Consider the following 15,542-nt stretch of genomic DNA (forward strand, 5'->3'; position numbering starts at 1 on the left):
CCGCCAGATCGTCCGCGGCGAACTCCACGAAGGCGACGCCCTGCCCCCCGAAGCCGTCCTCATGGAACAGTTCGGCGTCTCCCGCCCCACCCTGCGCGAAGCCTTCCGCGTCCTCGAATCCGAAGCCCTCATCAGCGTCCGCCGCGGCGCCCACGGCGGCGCCCGCGTCCACACCCCCAACGGCCACGTCGCCGCCCGCTACACCGCCCTCGTCCTCGAACACCAACACACCACCCTCGCCGACATCCACACCGCCCACACCCNCCTCGAACCCGCCGCCATCCGCCTACTCGCCACCACCGCCACCGACACCCACCTCACCCACCTCACCACCCACCTCACCACCACCGACCACGCCCTCGCCACCCCCCACCCCAACCCCACCGACATCCACACCCACCACCTCAACTTCCACACCCTCCTGCTCACCACCCCCGCCAACCACACCCTCACCATGATCAGCAGCATGCTCCGCCACATCCTCGACGCCACCACCCCCACCCCCGACACCCCCACCCCCGACCTCACCACCCTGCGCCACCAACACACCACCCACCACCAACTCCTCACCCACCTCACCAACCACGACCCCGACGCCGCCGAAACCCTCTGGCGCCACCACCTCACCACCACCCCCCACACCCCCCACCAACCCACCACCCCCCTCGACCTCCTCGGCGACTAGGCCGCGTAGCCGACCGTGATCAGGGGGTCCGGCCGGCCGGGTCCTCGCGACCCGCCCGGCTGTCCGGCTGCCCGCCCGCAGTCGGCGGAAGCCAGTCCCGTACCGGATCGATCCGGCCCGCCGGGACTCCGACCTGCACGAATGGCGACCGGATCGGCCGGACCCAGCGGCGGCAGGGACGTCGAGCGCATATACGGGAAATAATTCGCCCGCAATGCGACAGTGTTCGCGGTATCGTCGTGGAAGTTCAGACTCGGACCATGCGCCGGCGTTCAGCCGAAAGGGTTCTGATGGTCGATCTTGCCCGACTCAGCTTCGGCGCGGCCGCCGCGGAACGGGACATCCGCCGGGGGCTCGACTCCTATTTCATCGAGTCCTCCGCGTACAACCAGGTGAACTCGGGGATGAAGACGATCCTGGTCGCGAACCGGGGCGCCGGCAAGAGTGCGATCTTCAAGACCATGGCGCATCGGCAACGGGACGCGGGCCGCTCGGTGATCGAACTGGCCCCGGAGGACTACTCCTACGAGTTTCTCAGTTCCGCCATGACCCGGGAGCTCGACGGCTCGTGGGCGAAGCTGGGAGCCTACGCGACGGCGTGGAAATACCTGATCCTCGTGCTGATCATGAAGGAGCTGACCCGCCGCCACGGCCGNCTGCGCCGCGGCGCGGAGAGCCAGATCCACACCTACCTACGGGACCATCATGCGGGCGGCGCGACAAGCGCCTTCGACTCCTTCGTCTCCTATCTTCGCCGGATCGAGTCGGTGAAGATAGGCCGGTACGAGGCGGGTGTGCNCACCCGGGAGCTGCAGTACCTGTACAAACTCCAGGAGATCGAACATCTGCTGCCCCCGCTGGTCCGCCTGTGCGAACGCAGTCGGGTCACGGTGGTCGTCGACGAACTGGACCGCGGCTGGGANGCCTCCGAGGACGCCCAGGCATTCGTCGCCGGCCTGTTCCAGGCCTGCATGTCGATCAATGATCTCTCTCCGCACCTGCGGATCTGCATGTCGCTGCGGNAGGAGCTCTACGACAGCATCCCCGCGATCTACGACGACGCCCAGAAGTTCCGCGACCTCATCGAGGTCATCTCGTGGGACGAGGAAGGGCTCTGGAAGATGATAGCCGGCCGCATCCGGCACACGGTTCCCGACCTGAGGAGCCGCTCCGACGACGACTGCTGGGGAGCGGTCTTCACCCGGCCGGTGTGGTCCTTCCGGTACATGACCGACCGTTCCCTGTGTCGTCCCCGGGAAATCATCCAGTACTGCAGCCACGCGCTCGACCATGCTCGCACACACAGCTCGCGCAAGTCGGTCAGAATCGCCCCACGGGACATACAGGCGGTCGAATCGACATATTCGGCCGAGCGGTCGCGCGACATCGCGGCCGAGTACCGGTTCCAGCATCCCGGCCTGCTCGGCGTCTTCCAGACGTTCCGCGCCGGGCCGCCCGTCTGGAGCCGCGCGGAACTGGAACTGTTCCTGCTGGACCTGGCCACCGGGGCGGTCCATACGGCCCCGGAGGCCCGCTCCTGGGTCGACAGCCGGGAACCGGAGGTGATCCTCGAGGTGCTGTGGAACGTCGGTTTCCTCGTTCCCGCCGGGGACATCGCCGCCGATCGCGAGCAGGTGCCGGTCGGCGCCGCATCCCAGCAGGCGGCCGGAGCCGGCCAGGCCCGCCGGCCCCGGCGTCCGCGGCCCGCCCTGCACGGCGTCACCGAGTTCACGATCCATCCGATGTTCCACCGCTACGTCGTCGATCGGTGAGTCGTCCGATCGGTGAGTCGTCCGATCGGTGAGTCGTCCGATCGGTGAGTCGTCCCATCGGCGCGTCGTCCGATCGGTGAAAAGCCGGCGTCGGCGAATGGGCGGGCGCGACGGCGAGATGACGGTGCCGAGTGCCGACGGGAAGAAAAGGCCGGGGCGGCCGCACAACCGTTTTCACATCGCGCAGCCAACACCTCTGGTCCCGTCTTGTTGCTGGGGTTACCGTGGGCCGCATGCCATCGGCGGGTCTGGCCTGGCAGACCCTTTCCGACCCCGGGGCGCTCGCGCTCGTCGACGCCGACTCCGGCCGAGCCGCCGCGCTGGCCCGGCCTCATCCCACCGACCTGCCAATGGTTCAGATCGTCGACATCGAACGCCTCGCCTGGGGCTGGTTGGNGCCGGCGAGCCGGCCGCAGTCCGAGCGNCACCTACACGAGCAGGTCGCCGCCGATCCGCTGAACACGATGCGCGGGCTGTGCTGGCTGATGGCGATGTGGGTCGTGGCCGTGCATCTGCGCACCGGCCGCCAGCCGACCGTCCTCGTCGCGGAACTGCGCGTCCCGGGGATCTGGCAGGGACCCGAGACGCCGGCGAGCGCGGCGGTCTGGGCGGAGCTGGCGGATCGCATCCGGCTCGGCGTGCTCGCCGCGCTCACCAGCGACGGCGACGCCGACGCGCGGTTCGGGGAGGCCCTGCGCCACCCCGTGGGCATCGCGCCCATCCTGCTCGGCTACGCGCTGCGCATGCTCACGGATCTACACCGGCAGATGCTGGACCACGGCATCGATCCGCGCGAGATGGCGGGCACCCTGGCGCTGTACACCGTCGATCCTCAGGATCGCGCGACCGCCTGCTTCCGCCCGCTGACCTGACCGCCCGCCCGGCCGGCCGGGCCGAGGGACTCCGGCGGCGTCACCGCGGAGCGCGCCGGAGGAGTCTGGTCGGCCGCGTCGATGTAGACGACCCGGGTCGTCCCGCCGTGCCCGTGGATGGCGAGCAGGGTCTCCATCGTCGGATAGATCGCGATGGAGTCGTGCTCGGAGTCCCACCACAGCACGCAGGTGCCGTCGGGCGCCTGCGCCCCGAACGCCACCGCGCCCGTCCCGGACACCCCTGAGACGTCGACCTCACGCTCCAGCTCGAACCGCCGCACCTGGCGAGCAGACATCGCCACGACCTCCTTGCGGGGCACCGCACCGTACCCGTAGGCATCGCCCGTGATCCGGTTCGGTGGGCGACTCGGGCACCGGGTCCGGGTGAGGCGCCGACGCGACCGGATCAACTGGCCGGCGCTGCGCATCGTGACGCCCGCCGGCCGGTTGGCCAACGGTAGCCGGTGATGTCGGGGTGGGTCACCTGTATGCCTGCATAGCACCGTCCGGGTAGCCCGACCGGGGTAGTACCTCCGGGGAGGACACCGGTCACGCTCATACGCGGCGACGCCGGCCGTCTCCCCCGCGCGACGATCACGGACTCGACCGAACGGTCGCCAGCCGCGCGTCGCCCGCGTCCGGGGTCGTGAGATAGCGCGCGTAGCCGTCGTCTCCACGCAGGTGCAGGGAGAGGAAGGCCACGACGTAGCGGTTCGCGAGCCGGTGGGCGTCGGCAGGGGCGATCTGCGGCGGCCAGCAGGTGGCCGCGGAGGTCAGCGCGACCTGCATGCCCAGCGGGGCGGGGATCCCGGCGGCGCCGAGCAGCCCGGCCTGCCGGCAGATCTCGGTGAACGAGTTGTGCACGGCGCCGGTGATGGCGACGGTCATCCGCGGGTGGGAGTGGATCAGGAGGTTGAACGCCCGGTCGTTGTTCTCGGGAATCGGCACCGTCCTGTCCCCGGTGCCGCCGATGAGCAGCGTCGGCACCCGCACCTGGGCGAGTGACGCCGCGGGCAGCGGGGAGGTCGCCGCCGCGATCCCCACCGACGCCCGGATGCGCACGTCCGCCGGCATGGGCAGGTTGGCGATGCTCGACACGATCGCGGTGAAGCCGCCGAAGGAGAACCCGACGATGCCGATCTGGTCGGGACGGACCCGCGGGGCGTTCGGGCAGGACGTGGCGGTCAGCGCGTCGATGACCGCGGAGACGTCGCGGGGCCGGTCCGTGGCCAGGTTGAGCTGGCGCTCCTCCCGCCCGGCCGCGGCGTCGGCCATCGTGTCGCCGGGATGATCGGGGGCGGCGACGAGGAAGCCGTGACTGGCCAGCGCCTCCATCAGGAAGGCGGACTGGGTTCGGCTGCCGACACTGCCGTGGGAGAACACGACGAGGGGGAACGGGCCCGGAGCCGGGGCGGCGTCGGTCACGGCGCTCGCCGAGGGGAGCCCGACGTTTCCTGCCAACGGGTAGAACGCCGGCTGTCCGGGCCCGCCGAGGCCCGCCGGCCCCGCGGCCGCGACCTCGGGGCAGGCGCCACCGACACCGGGTTCGGCCGCCGCGCCCGACCCCCCGGCCGGGCCGTTCGCCCCAGTCGGGCCGTTCGCCCCAAGCAGGCCGCCAGCCCTCGCCGTGCCGGTTGTCCCCGCCGTCCCGGCCGTCGCGGGCGCCCCGGAAGGAGCCGAGTCGGAGCCGGAGGTGCCAGCCGTGTTCGCGCGGGCCGGATACCACAGCGAGGTCACGAGCACACGGCCCGGGCTGCTGGAGTTGACGATCCGCACCGTGCGGTAGCCGATCTTCCAGGGCCCGGGCAGGTCCGGGTCGGGCACGGCGGCGGCGGTGACGGCCGGCGCCGGGTCGGCCGGAGCTGCGGCGGCGGCGCCGGCGAGCGGCTCCTGGTCACTGCCGGGTGGCCCACCGCCCGCCATGGCCGGAGCCGCCGGGCCCACCAGGCAGCCCAGCAGGGCCAGCAGCGCCAGCAGAACGACGACCAGGGCCGTCGGGCGCCTCGCCGACGGTGCCGCGGTCCGGCGCGTCACCGCGTACCAGATCACGCTACGCATCATGGCCATGACACTACTGAGAGTGTCGGAACGTCGCCGACGCATCGCCTGCGCCGAGGGCGGGATGTGCCTCGACGCGCCGGTTTACAGGTGCGCGATTCCCGTCTCCGACAGGCGCGGGCGGCCCCGCGGCTAGCTCGCCCTGGCGATCAGACGGGCGCAGCGGGGGGCGACGGCATCCAGCAGGTCCTCGATCTCCTCGACGCAGCCGCCGCAGCCCGTGCCGGCGTCGCAGCGCGCGCCGATCTCGTCCACGTCGCGAGCACCGGCGGCGATCACTGTGCGCAGCGTCCGGTCGGACACCGCGAAGCAAGAACAGACGAGCACCGCACCTCACCAGCCCGAGGCGGNCAACCCACCCGGGGTTGGCCGGCAGTTGGCGGACCCTGCCGGGAGGCCGCGGCGCCGGCCCAGACGGACCGATGCCTTAGCTAAGGCTTCCCTAATTGCAGGGTGCCATGCCGCACCCCCTCGGCGCAAGACGGCCGTAACGCCCGCCACCACCGGGCCCGCCGGCCCCTCGCCCGCCGCCTACCGGGCCGTGCGGGGGGACGACCGGACCCGTGGTGNGGGGGACGAACGGGCCGTCCGTCCCCCGCACCACGGACGGTTACGCGCCGCCGCCGGCGGCCGGCACGAGCGCGACGGCCGCGTCGGGCTCGGTGACCCGGAAGGTGAAGCTCTCCTCCAGGTACAGGTCGACGGTGTCCGCCGTGTGCGACGCGTACCCGATCGAGAGATCCTGGCCCGACTCGAGCACGAAGTCGCCGCCACGCAGGCTGAGCACGACCGCGCCGGTGACCCCGGGGGCCTGCACGACGGGCCCGTCGAGGATGTGCTGGAGGTGGGTCAGCAGCAGGTAGCCACCGTGCTCGGCGGTCTCGATCACCGCGGTGTAGCTGTCCGGCTCGAGGGCGAGCGCGTACGGACCGGCGATGCCGGCGCGACGCAGCAGGGCGACGGCCTTGGCCACGGTGCGCGGGTAGGTGTCGGTCCCCGCCTCCAGCGTGAGTTGGGGATGCGACGACGCCTGGGTGATGCCGACCAGGCCGGCCTCCTGGTAGCCGTGGAAGACGACCGAGTTCTCGGTGACGGCGATGCGGCGGACAGCCTCCTCCAGCGGCGCGAGGTCGAGGTCGTCGGCGCCGCGGTCGGCGTCGGCGAGCTCGGCGCGATCGAGGGTGAAGCCGACGCGCAGCTCGATGACCGGCTGCACCTGCCGGACCCGGGCCTGCACCCCGGCGGCCGGCGGCGCGGACAGGGCCGCCACCCGGCCCAGTGCGGTGGCGGAGTACTCCCAGCCGTGCGGCCCGGCGAAGTCCACCACCTTGCGGGCGGCCAGGTTCGTCGTGAGGCGGGCCTTCGCCTCGTCGTCCACCGCCTTCCAGGCAGCGTCCGTCAGCGGGGCGTGGCCGCGCAGCAGATGATTCACTCGCCTACACCTTTCAGACTGCCGATTCCGAGGGAGCCGTCACCGGGCCCCGCCGCCTGCCGCTCCGTCACCGCGTCCGGGTCGCCGGAGCCGCCCCGGTCCATGGTCTCCTCCTCGACCTCGGTCACCGGCCCGGAGGTGAACAGGTAGGTCCGTAGCTGGGTGTCCAGCACGGGGTCGTGGCGACGCAGCCATTCCAGCGTCATCGCCGCGTGTTCCTTCTCCTCGTCCCGGTTGTGCGCCAGCACCTGGGCCAGTTCCGGGTCCGTCGCGGCGTCGACCCGCTGGTCGTACCAGTCGACCGCCTCCAGCTCCTCCATCAGCGAGACGATCGCCCGGTGCCGGTCGACCGTCTGCGCGGAGAGCTTGTCGGGCTGCTCGTGCAGCCCCATGCTTGAGTCGCCCATGGCGTCTGCCTACCACGCTGACCCGGTGTTACGCCGGCACGGGTGCGCCAGCCACACCCACCGTCACCNCCGTAGGCGCCGCCGTCGTCGCTGCCGTCAGCGCGACGGCAACGGGATGATCTCGATGCGGCGGTTGGCGGCGCGGCCCTGCGGGGTGCCGTTGCCCGCGACCGGTTCGCGGGAGCCGAACCCGGCGGCCCGCACGAGGTCGGCGGGGACACCCCGGCTGGTCAGGTAGTCGGCGGCGGCCTGGGCCCGGTTCAGCGACAACGCCTGGTTCAACGCCGACGGCCCCGAGGTGTCGGTGTAGCCACCGACGAGGACGGCGAGATCCCCCCCGCGCAGGACGGCGGCGACGGAGTCCAGACGGGCCTGCGCCGACGGGCTCAACCGCGCCCCGGACACCGGGAAGGTGACGGCAGGCCCGTCGAGGGCCGCCCGCAGGGCCGCGAGGGACCCCGACTGCCGCCTCGCCGCCGCGACGCGATCCGGCGTGACGGCGGCTCCGGACCCGGTGGCTGCGGATCCCGCGGCTGCGGGTCCGGCGGCTGCGGGTCCGGCGGCACGGGCGACGACCAGGTGGTCCGCCAGCGTGACGCCGGGGACGACCGCGGCGGTCGCGGCCAGCACCGCCGCGCCGAGCCGGCGGCGGGCGGCCTCGTCGGGAGCGCCGCCGGTGAGGGCGACGGTCGAGCCGGACACCGTCGCGGAGTGCTCCCCCGCCACTGCGCGTAGCGCGACGGCGAGGGCGGAGACGGCCTCGACCGGCGGCTCGGCGACCGCCGGGTCGACGAGCACCTGACCGCGCACCGTGCCGCCGGCGGCGTCGGCGACGGCGGCCAGCAGGGCTGCGCGGCTCGCCTCGTCGGGCACGGTCGCGGTGACCGACAGGCCCCGTCCTGCGACGGCGAGCACCAGCGGCCTCGGCGGCTGGGTGGCGATGAGCACGTCGTCGCCGAGGCGGGCCGACGTGGTCCCGGAGACCGCGGCCGAGGCTCGCGCCTGCTCCGCGGCCGCCGCGTTGGGGAAGCGCCCGGTGACGATCGCCTCCCGCCCCTCGATGCGCACCTGGGCGTGCACGCCGCCGGCCGCCCGGACGGCCGCCGTCGCCCGGGCGCCCAGGTCGTCCTGGATGGGCCCGCGACGCAGCGCGAAGGCGATCAGGGCGAGCAGCAGCCAGGCCAGCACCAGCGACACGACGAACGCGACCGGTCGAGGACGGTGCAGCCGCGCGGCCAGGGACGGGGACATCGATCGGACTCCGAGCGGGATCGGACCGGACGCGCAACCCGGGGGCGGTGCCGAAGGGTCGGAGTGCATCTCACGGGGCGCGGCCCGGGCAGGCGAGGCAGGGAGGTGTGCGGCCGACGCCGGCCGCGGCACAACCTTCGCACATCGCCCACCCAGGCAACACACCGGGGGTCACAAAGCACCCATCCTGGACACCTCACCCCGGCGTCGCCCCACCGGCCGCCGGTGGCCTGCCGGCACCGCGCGGCTCCCCGGCCCGGACGAGGATCAGACCGCGCGCGCCCCGTCCGGACGGACGGCCCGGTCCGACCGCAGGGAGATCTCGGGCGCGGCGGGGGCCGGCACGGGGGGCACGGGCGCCGCCGACGGCGGGCCCTGCCGACCGGTGACCGGCGCCGCCCGTGTCGAAGAGGCGGGTTCCGCCGGCGGGGTGGGCGGGGCCGCGGTCGGTTCCACCGGCGGTTCGAGCGGCTCGGGTGAGAGGGGCGACGCGGCGCCCGCGGCGGCGCCCGGACCAGCGGCGGGATCGCGGCCGACAGACGGATCGCGATCGGCGGACGGATCCCGACCGGTCACCAGATCACGACCGGCCGACAGACCACGACCGGCCGACGGACCGCGACCGGCCGACGATTCGACGACGACGGACGGCACCGCACCAGCCGGCGACGTCGGATCCGCCCGGGGGTGCGCCGCCCCAGCCGCCGTCGAGGCGGCGAGCGTGACCGGCTCCGCCGTGCCCGATCCACCGGCGTCCGCCACGGCGGCCGGGGACGCCGATCCGGCCGGCCAGGGCGACTCCCGCTGCGGCACCGGTGCGGCGCCGACCGCGGTTGCCCGGACCCGCCGCCGCCAGGCGAACACCAGCGCGACGGAACCGGCGGCGACGCCGAGGACCATCCAGCCGGCCACCGCGTCGAGCAGGTAGTGGTTGGCGGTCGACATGACGACGAAGAACGTGGCCGCCGGGTAGAGCACCCCCAGGATCCTGGTCACCGTCCGGCGCCCGAAGCGCACGAGCAGGAACCCGCACCACAACGACCAGGCGCAGTGCAGCGACGGCAGCGCCGCGTACTGGTTGGTGATGCCTTCCAGACCGTTCGGGGCGGCACTGGCGGTCCCGGTCCACCAGCCCCAGCCCGCGAAGTGCGACATGGTGTCGGTGTACGAGGTGCCGGTGAGCAGGCGGGGCGGCGCCGTCGGGAACAGGAAGAACCCGACGAGGCAGATCAGCGTGGTCGCCACGAGCGTCCAGCGCGCCTGCGCATAGTGCCGGGTGTGCCGGCGGTGNGTCCACACCAACATTCCCGGCGTGACCACGAAGTGCAACGTCGCGTAGTAGTAGCAACACACGACTGCCAGCACCGGGACGCTCTGCAACCACCGGTTGAGGCTGAGCTCGACGTCGAGGTGCAGGAAGGTCTCGAACCGCAGCAGATCGTGGCCCATCCGCATCGCCTCGCCCACCGATGCGTCGGCGACGGACCGGGTGCCGGTGTACGAGTAGTACAGGATGGCCAACATCAGCAGNTCGACCCACCAGACCGGCAGACCGGTGGTCTGGTTGCGCAAGCGCCTCACGATGCACCTCTCGAACGTCGCACTCTTCCCAACCGTCGCGTTCTCTCCGAAGGGCGTGCCCTTCCCGCAGGAGAGGCCCTTCCCGAAGGGCGCAGTCCTCCTGGGCGTCGCGGCGAGCCCGAAGGTACCGCTCCGCCCGGATGTCGCGATCTTCCCCGACCGTCACGACGGCCGCGGTCAGCGCGCCGGGCACGGCCGGCACGCAAGCCGCGAACGCCGGCCCCAGCCGGTCGCGGCCCGCCGGGGCGCCGCGCCAGCGCGCACTTCATGCTTCCACTCAACAGCATGGGCCGGTGGACGCCGTCACGGGCCGATGCGTGACCGGGTTCGGCGCGACATTCACTGNCTTGTTACGTCCCCGTCGTCCGTCGTCCGCGGCCTCCCGGCCTGGTCCGGCCACGACGAGGGGCGCTGCGCGCCCCCCGGACCACGCCACACCGGTGGGCTCGCCGGGCGCCCCACACCACCAGCGCACCTCGCACCACCGACGCACCCCACACCACCAACGAACGTCACATCTGCAACGAGCCCCACAACACGGACGAACCCACCAGCGACGCCGGACCCAGCAGCGACGCGCCGGACCCAGCAAAGGCGTCACCCCGGCGAGGGCGACGACCGGAACCACCGCAACGCCGACGACCGGTCACGACCCCGTGGGGGGTGACCGGTCGGCGTCGAGGCGGAGTGGATCAGGCACCGCCGGCCGCTGCGGCACCGGGCGCACCGGGAACCGCGGTGCTCGCCGCCGGCGGGATCGTCGGTGCCGCCGTCTCGAGCTGGTCCGACACGGGCAGGGCGCTGCCCGCCTTCCAGACCGACCACGGTACCGACCAGAAGTTTCCGAGCTGGCTCGTGTCCGGCGGGCGGCCGGTGTTGACGATGTCGACGATGTCACCAAGACGGCTGATTCCGTAGAACCACTGGGCGTCGGCCGGGGAGGCGTTCACGCAGCCGTGGGAGACGTTCGTCCGCCCCTGGGAGGCCACGGACCAGGGCGCGGAGTGCACGTACTGCCCGCCGCTGGTGTAGTTCACCGCCCACTGCACCTTTTCGTAGTAGTAGTCCGGGTTGCCCTTGGGGATGCCCACCGTCGCCGAATCCATAATCACCTCGGGCGACTTGCCGAGAACGTTGTGGGGGCCGTCCATCGACGGCGACGAGGGCTTGCCGAGGCTCACCGGCATCGTGCGCAGCAACTGACCGTTGCGGAACACCTGCATCACGTGGGTGGCCGCGTCAACCCTGGAAATCTGCGCGGAGCCGACGACGAAGTCCATCGCCCGGTCCTTCACGCCGAGGCGTCCCCCGCCCGCGTCGTACCCGGCGAGGTTCGCCTCCACATGGACCTTCGTTCCCGGCNTCCAGTACTGCTGCGGGCGCCAGACGACGACCCGGTTCGAGATCCAGTTCCAGGCACCGAGGACGGGCGGGTCGGTGCGCACGGACAGCATGCGCTGCACGGCGGCGCGGTCCGGCGCGGCGGCGCTGAAGGTCAGGCTGATCGGCGCGCCGACCCCGACCGTCTGCCCGGCGACCGGATCCCAGGAGACCTTGAACGACTTCTCCGGCACTCCCGTGACGAAACTCGTACGCACCGACTTGGTCCCGACGATCCCCGCCGCGGGGCTGGTGGTGGCGGCGACCTGGTAGCGGGAGTCGGAGAACAGGCCACCCGCGGACGTCCACGTGCGCCGGTCGGCTGAGAACGTCCCGAGCAGNACCCCCGGCTCGGTCTTCTCCGACGCGCTCGCCTCTCGGGCGACGCTCACGTCGGCCAGCGGGGCGTTGGCGTGGACGACGACGTGATCGGTGAGGGTAACGCCCCTGGTGTCGTCGCCCGGGGTGACGGTCACGCTCGCCGCGGGATCCGGCGCGGCGACGCCCGCCGGCTTCGACGAGCCGCCGCCGGGCGAGCAGGCGGCGACGGTCAGCGCCGTGACGAACGCGAGCGCCCCACCCATCCACCGGCCACGCCGATACCCGAAAGTGCCGGCCGGCCGCCGACTCGGACGACTCGGGCCCCACCCACGAGAAACACGTGAGGGAATCATTACCGAGCGAGACATGTAATGCCCTCTTCCGAAGAACGCGACCGGCATCGTCGCCGGACGGAAGCCTAGGTCTGAACGGTACCCAGGGGTCGGCACCTCGTCCCGTCGATCACCGGACTGGCCNGTGTCAGTCGCCCGACCATCACTCCGCGTGGAACAGATAAATACGGAGGGTAGCAACCTCCGGGTATTCCCCATAAACCCCTCCCCTTTCCCCTCTTCCGACGCGCGGTCACCGGATGAGGTTGCCCCCCGGGATGACAATTCGCCGATCCGCCGAAAGCGACGACCTGTACNCATCGCGCCACCAAAGACGGCGCAACCGGTCACACCGAGAGAGGGTTTTCCGCAACTCACGGACGACCGGGCGGGACAGCCGGTCGACACCAACCCAGGAGCATCCCGGATCATTGCGATGTCGATGGAATTCCGGCGGGAACCGCGGATTCGTTGGGCAGCCTGTGATCGAAAGCTCACGGAACCGGGGGCGGTGGGGCCGGCGGCGATCTGCACCCACCTCCGGCCACCACGGGCCCGTGGGCGGACCGTCAGAGGATCATCGGCGGCCCTGGCACGGGTGGCCGGCGGCCGGGCGGCGCGCGCCCGGCGGGCGGAAACGGCCACGAAACCCACGGGCGGCGCGCGCCGTCACACCGCTGCCCCAGGATGGGNGGGGCCGCGGGCGGGGCGTCCCGGGGCACCGTCGGGCCGCGCGGGCCGCGCGGGCGTGGCGCTGCGTGCCGGGCCGTGCCGGGCCCGGCACGGGGACCGGGCCAGACTCGTCGGTGAGCGGCCCTCACCGCGAGGGAACGCACGTCCCCGTGACCAGGGAGGCTCGATGGCGATCGTGCTCGGACCGAACCAGTTCGGCAAGGCGGAGATCCGTCTCGTCCACGTGGACCGCACGGGTCCGGCGCATCACCTCACCGATCTGAACGTATCCACCGCGCTTCGCGGCGACTTCGCCGCGGCCCATCTGACCGGCGACAACTCCCATGTCCTCACCACCGATGCGCAGAAGAACACCGTCTACGCCTTCGCCCGGGAGCATGGAATCGGCCAGATCGAGGATTTCGCGATCCGNCTGGGCCGACATTTCGTTGATTCCTTCCCGTGGATCGACGGGGCCCGGATAGAGATCGAGCAGTACCACTGGAATCGGATCCCGGTCGGCGGGGTGNCGCACGACCACGCGTTCAGTCGGGCGGGTGGGGAAAGACGGACGACGGTCGTGACGGTGGACGGCGACNCCGCGTTCGTCGTTTCCGGACTCGCCGGGCTGGTCGTGCTCAAGTCGACCGGTTCGGAGTTCTGGGGGTTTCCCCGCGACCCCTACACGACGCTGGCCGAGACCACCGACCGCATCCTCGCGACCGAGGTGACGGCCCGCTGGCGTTACATCGGGGCCGGTCATGACTTCGGGCCGTTGTTCGACGGCGTCCGCGAGACCCTGATGGGCACCTTCGCCGACGTCCACAGCCTGGCGCTGCAGCAGACGCTCTACCGGATGGGTGAAGCCGCCCTGACCGCCTTCCCCCAGGTCGCCGAGGTCCGGATGTCGATGCCGAACAAGCACCACTTCCTGGTCGACCTCGAACCGTTCGGGCTGGACAACCCGGACATCGTCTACCAGGCACCGGACCGTCCCTACGGGCGGATCGAGGCGGCGGTGCTGCGCGACGACGCGCCCGACCCCGGCCCGAGCTGGCAGGCCGTCCCCGGCTTCTGCTGACCCGCCGACGGCCCACGCCGCTCAGGCTCCGGCGCCCGCCCGACGCAGCGCGAGCCGGTCCGCCGGGGCGACGGCCAGGGTGCGAGCCGCGTCGCCGTCGCGGACCGCGATCGCGCCCATGCCCGCGGCGTCCACGTAGAGCACCAGCTCGCCGGGCGCCACCGACCCGAACGTCACCCCCACCGCCAGCTCGATGCCACCGGCCGCATCGAGGGACTGTTCGCCGCCGCGGGATCGGCCGGCGCCGGGAGAGGGGCCAGGAGAGGGGCCGGCGCCGGGGGTGGCGGCCCAGACCAGCGCCCGACCGGGCGGTCGCAGCCCGGCGTCGGCGAGCAACGGCCCCGCGGCCGCGAGCTGCACGTTGCCGAAGGTGTCGACGAGCAGCACCTCGGCCTCAAGCACCCCGTCCGACCGCAGCCGGGCGTGCGGGGCGGGCAGGCGGACGAGCGTCGCCGGGTCGAGTGGCGCACCGAGCGCGGTCAGCTCCGTCCCCCGGGCGAGCTCGGCGGCGGCGGGCGCGAACACGTCGCGACCGTGGAACGTGGCGGGCGCCGCGGCCGGCACCGGCAGCGTCACCGCCGCCTGGACGCCGCCGAGCCGCTCGGCCGCCGCGATCAGCAGGCCGTTGTCGGGCCCGACGAGATCCCCACCGGCCGCGCGCACCGCCACCGCTCGGCGCACCGTGCCCACCCCCGGGTCCACCACCGCGAGGTGCACCCCGCGCGGCAGCGAGCCGACGGTCTGGGCGAGTACCGCCGCCGCGCGGCGCACGTCGCCCGGCGGCACGAGATGGGTGACGTCGATGATGCGGGCCGTCGGCACCGCCCGCAGGATCACCCCGTGGCACGCCGCGACGAAACCGTCCGCGAGCCCGTAGTCCGTGGTGAAGCTGACGAACGTCACCGCGCCGGGGCGTCGACCACGGGCTCGGGATCAGCCTGCGCGGAGGATTCTGCGAACCCGGACGGCTCGTCGACGGGGAACGCCGAACCGGACACTGACGAACCGGACGCTGACGAACCGGACGCTGACGAACCGGACATCGACGAACCGGTGGGCGACGAACCGGTGGGCGACGAACCGGTGGGCGACGAACCGGTGGGCGACGAACCGGTGGGCGGGGGATCCGCCGCCGGATGCCCGGGCGCCGCATCCGCCGTCGCGGACCCCCCGCCGGCCGGCGCCGTCGAGGGGCGGCCGTGAACCCAGCCCTCGTCGTCGACCCAGCCATCGCTGTCGACCACGCGGTGGGGATCGGCGGTCAGCGCCGCCGGGGCGTCCTGCACCGCCCGCACCGGATCGAAGGTGGCGGGTCGGTCCCGCTCGGGAGGCGGGCCACCATTGGCGACGACGACCGCCACCCAGGGCAGGATGACGGCGATCGCGACGGCGACGAATCGCAGCCAGCCGTGGAAGGCCACCACGGCGAGCACGAAGCAGACGACCCGGAAGAACATCGAGGCCAGGTAGCGCAGCTCCCGGCGGTGGATGTCGGACTGCCGCGACCGGCCGGCGGACGTGATGAGCACCGTCTCCCGGCGTTTGAACATCACCTGGTCACCTCGATGGTTCTCCCTGTCGGTTCGTCCCCGCCCTGCCCCTCCCAATATCCTCCTCACCGGGTCGCGGGGAAAACGGCCGCGATCGGGCTTCCACCCCGCCACAGGGCCTGGACAGCCCGGNCCACCCGGACCGCAG

Annotated in this window: 11 protein-coding genes and 8 pseudogenes; 6 read left to right on the forward strand and 13 right to left on the reverse strand. The window is 72.7% G+C overall.

The window, feature by feature from the left end; translation table 11 throughout:
• Positions 1 to 263, forward strand: a 263-nt coding sequence (locus tag UK94_RS60895; protein WP_235489098.1) for a winged helix-turn-helix domain-containing protein, incomplete at both ends; no start/stop codon positions are given.
• Position 264: 1 nt separating this feature from the next.
• Positions 265 to 685 (forward strand): annotated as a pseudogene (locus UK94_RS60900) (FCD domain-containing protein); the annotation flags it as partial.
• Positions 686 to 3,289: 2,604 nt separating this feature from the next.
• On the opposite strand, the gene UK94_RS21420 reads toward UK94_RS60900, so the two are convergent.
• The 11 genes and pseudogenes from UK94_RS21420 to UK94_RS60920 form a co-directional block, all read right to left on the reverse strand.
• Complete coding sequence (locus UK94_RS21420; RefSeq protein WP_055751344.1) at positions 3,290 to 3,625, reverse strand: hypothetical protein; 336 nt, start codon at positions 3,623 to 3,625, stop codon at positions 3,290 to 3,292.
• Positions 3,626 to 3,923: 298 nt separating this feature from the next.
• Positions 3,924 to 5,387: a dienelactone hydrolase family protein gene (locus UK94_RS21425; RefSeq protein WP_235489101.1), complete on the reverse strand. Its 1,464-nt coding sequence runs from the start codon at positions 5,385 to 5,387 to the stop codon at positions 3,924 to 3,926.
• A gap of 132 nt (positions 5,388 to 5,519) precedes the next feature.
• Positions 5,520 to 5,714, reverse strand: a complete 195-nt coding sequence (locus UK94_RS21430; protein ID WP_041939521.1) for a (2Fe-2S)-binding protein — start codon at positions 5,712 to 5,714, stop codon at positions 5,520 to 5,522.
• A gap of 283 nt (positions 5,715 to 5,997) precedes the next feature.
• Positions 5,998 to 6,819, reverse strand: coding sequence for a family 1 encapsulin nanocompartment shell protein (locus UK94_RS21435; RefSeq protein ID WP_011605622.1), 822 nt, complete (start codon positions 6,817 to 6,819; stop codon positions 5,998 to 6,000).
• Positions 6,816 to 7,226, reverse strand: coding sequence for a ferritin-like domain-containing protein (locus tag UK94_RS21440; protein WP_011605623.1), 411 nt, complete (start codon positions 7,224 to 7,226; stop codon positions 6,816 to 6,818). Before UK94_RS21440 ends, UK94_RS21435 begins: the two co-directional genes overlap by 4 nt.
• A gap of 96 nt (positions 7,227 to 7,322) precedes the next feature.
• Positions 7,323 to 8,477, reverse strand: a complete 1,155-nt coding sequence (locus UK94_RS21445; protein WP_055751279.1) for an OmpA family protein — start codon at positions 8,475 to 8,477, stop codon at positions 7,323 to 7,325.
• Between the two features lie 267 nt (positions 8,478 to 8,744).
• Positions 8,745 to 9,767, reverse strand: a 1,023-nt coding sequence (locus UK94_RS21450) for a phosphatase PAP2 family protein (protein WP_235489104.1), incomplete at its 5' end; no start/stop codon positions are given.
• Position 9,768: 1 nt separating this feature from the next.
• Positions 9,769 to 10,007 (reverse strand): annotated as a pseudogene (locus UK94_RS60905) (phosphatase PAP2 family protein); the annotation flags it as partial.
• Between the two features lie 743 nt (positions 10,008 to 10,750).
• Positions 10,751 to 11,420, reverse strand: a 670-nt coding sequence (locus tag UK94_RS60910) for a L,D-transpeptidase (protein ID WP_235489106.1), incomplete at its 5' end; no start/stop codon positions are given.
• A gap of 1 nt (position 11,421) precedes the next feature.
• Positions 11,422 to 11,779: pseudogene (locus tag UK94_RS60915) on the reverse strand (Ig-like domain-containing protein); the annotation flags it as partial.
• Position 11,780: 1 nt separating this feature from the next.
• A pseudogene (locus UK94_RS60920) lies at positions 11,781 to 12,160 on the reverse strand (hypothetical protein); the annotation flags it as partial.
• Between the two features lie 790 nt (positions 12,161 to 12,950).
• Here UK94_RS60920 and UK94_RS60925 point away from each other — a divergent pair.
• The 4 pseudogenes from UK94_RS60925 to pucL form a co-directional block, all read left to right on the forward strand.
• Positions 12,951 to 13,195: pseudogene (locus UK94_RS60925) on the forward strand (urate oxidase); the annotation flags it as partial.
• A 1-nt stretch (position 13,196) separates the two neighbouring features.
• Positions 13,197 to 13,292: pseudogene (locus UK94_RS60930) on the forward strand (urate oxidase); the annotation flags it as partial.
• 1 nt (position 13,293) lies between these two features.
• Positions 13,294 to 13,361: pseudogene (locus UK94_RS60935) on the forward strand (hypothetical protein); the annotation flags it as partial.
• A gap of 1 nt (position 13,362) precedes the next feature.
• Positions 13,363 to 13,844, forward strand: a pseudogene (pucL, locus tag UK94_RS60940) (urate oxidase); the annotation flags it as partial.
• Between the two features lie 21 nt (positions 13,845 to 13,865).
• Here pucL and UK94_RS21465 read toward each other — a convergent pair.
• On the reverse strand, positions 13,866 to 14,747 hold the full coding sequence (locus UK94_RS21465) for an SAM-dependent chlorinase/fluorinase (protein ID WP_011605628.1): 882 nt from the start codon (positions 14,745 to 14,747) through the stop codon (positions 13,866 to 13,868).
• The gene (locus UK94_RS60945; RefSeq protein WP_050997186.1) at positions 14,744 to 15,394 is read right to left on the reverse strand and encodes a DUF3099 domain-containing protein; all 651 of its coding nucleotides are present in this window, start codon (positions 15,392 to 15,394) and stop codon (positions 14,744 to 14,746) included. The genes UK94_RS21465 and UK94_RS60945 overlap by 4 nt, the downstream gene beginning before the upstream one ends.
• Positions 15,395 to 15,542 lie beyond the last annotated feature (148 nt).

This window comes from Frankia sp. AvcI1 (assembly GCF_001420875.1).
In the GTDB taxonomy this organism is placed as follows: Bacteria; Actinomycetota; Actinomycetes; order Frankiales; family Frankiaceae; genus Frankia; species Frankia alni.

Bases quoted from the DNA above. Each gene is read 5' to 3' on its own strand.
- UK94_RS21420 (WP_055751344.1), bottom strand. From the start codon at position 3,625: ATGTCTGCTCGCCAGGTGCGGCGGTTCGAGCTGGAGCGTGAGGTCGAC.
- UK94_RS21425 (WP_235489101.1), bottom strand. From the start codon at position 5,387: ATGCGTAGCGTGATCTGGTACGCGGTGACGCGCCGGACCGCGGCACCG.
- UK94_RS21440 (WP_011605623.1), bottom strand. From the start codon at position 7,226: ATGGGCGACTCAAGCATGGGGCTGCACGAGCAGCCCGACAAGCTCTCC.
- UK94_RS21445 (WP_055751279.1), bottom strand. From the start codon at position 8,477: ATGTCCCCGTCCCTGGCCGCGCGGCTGCACCGTCCTCGACCGGTCGCG.
- UK94_RS60945 (WP_050997186.1), bottom strand. From the start codon at position 15,394: ATGTTCAAACGCCGGGAGACGGTGCTCATCACGTCCGCCGGCCGGTCG.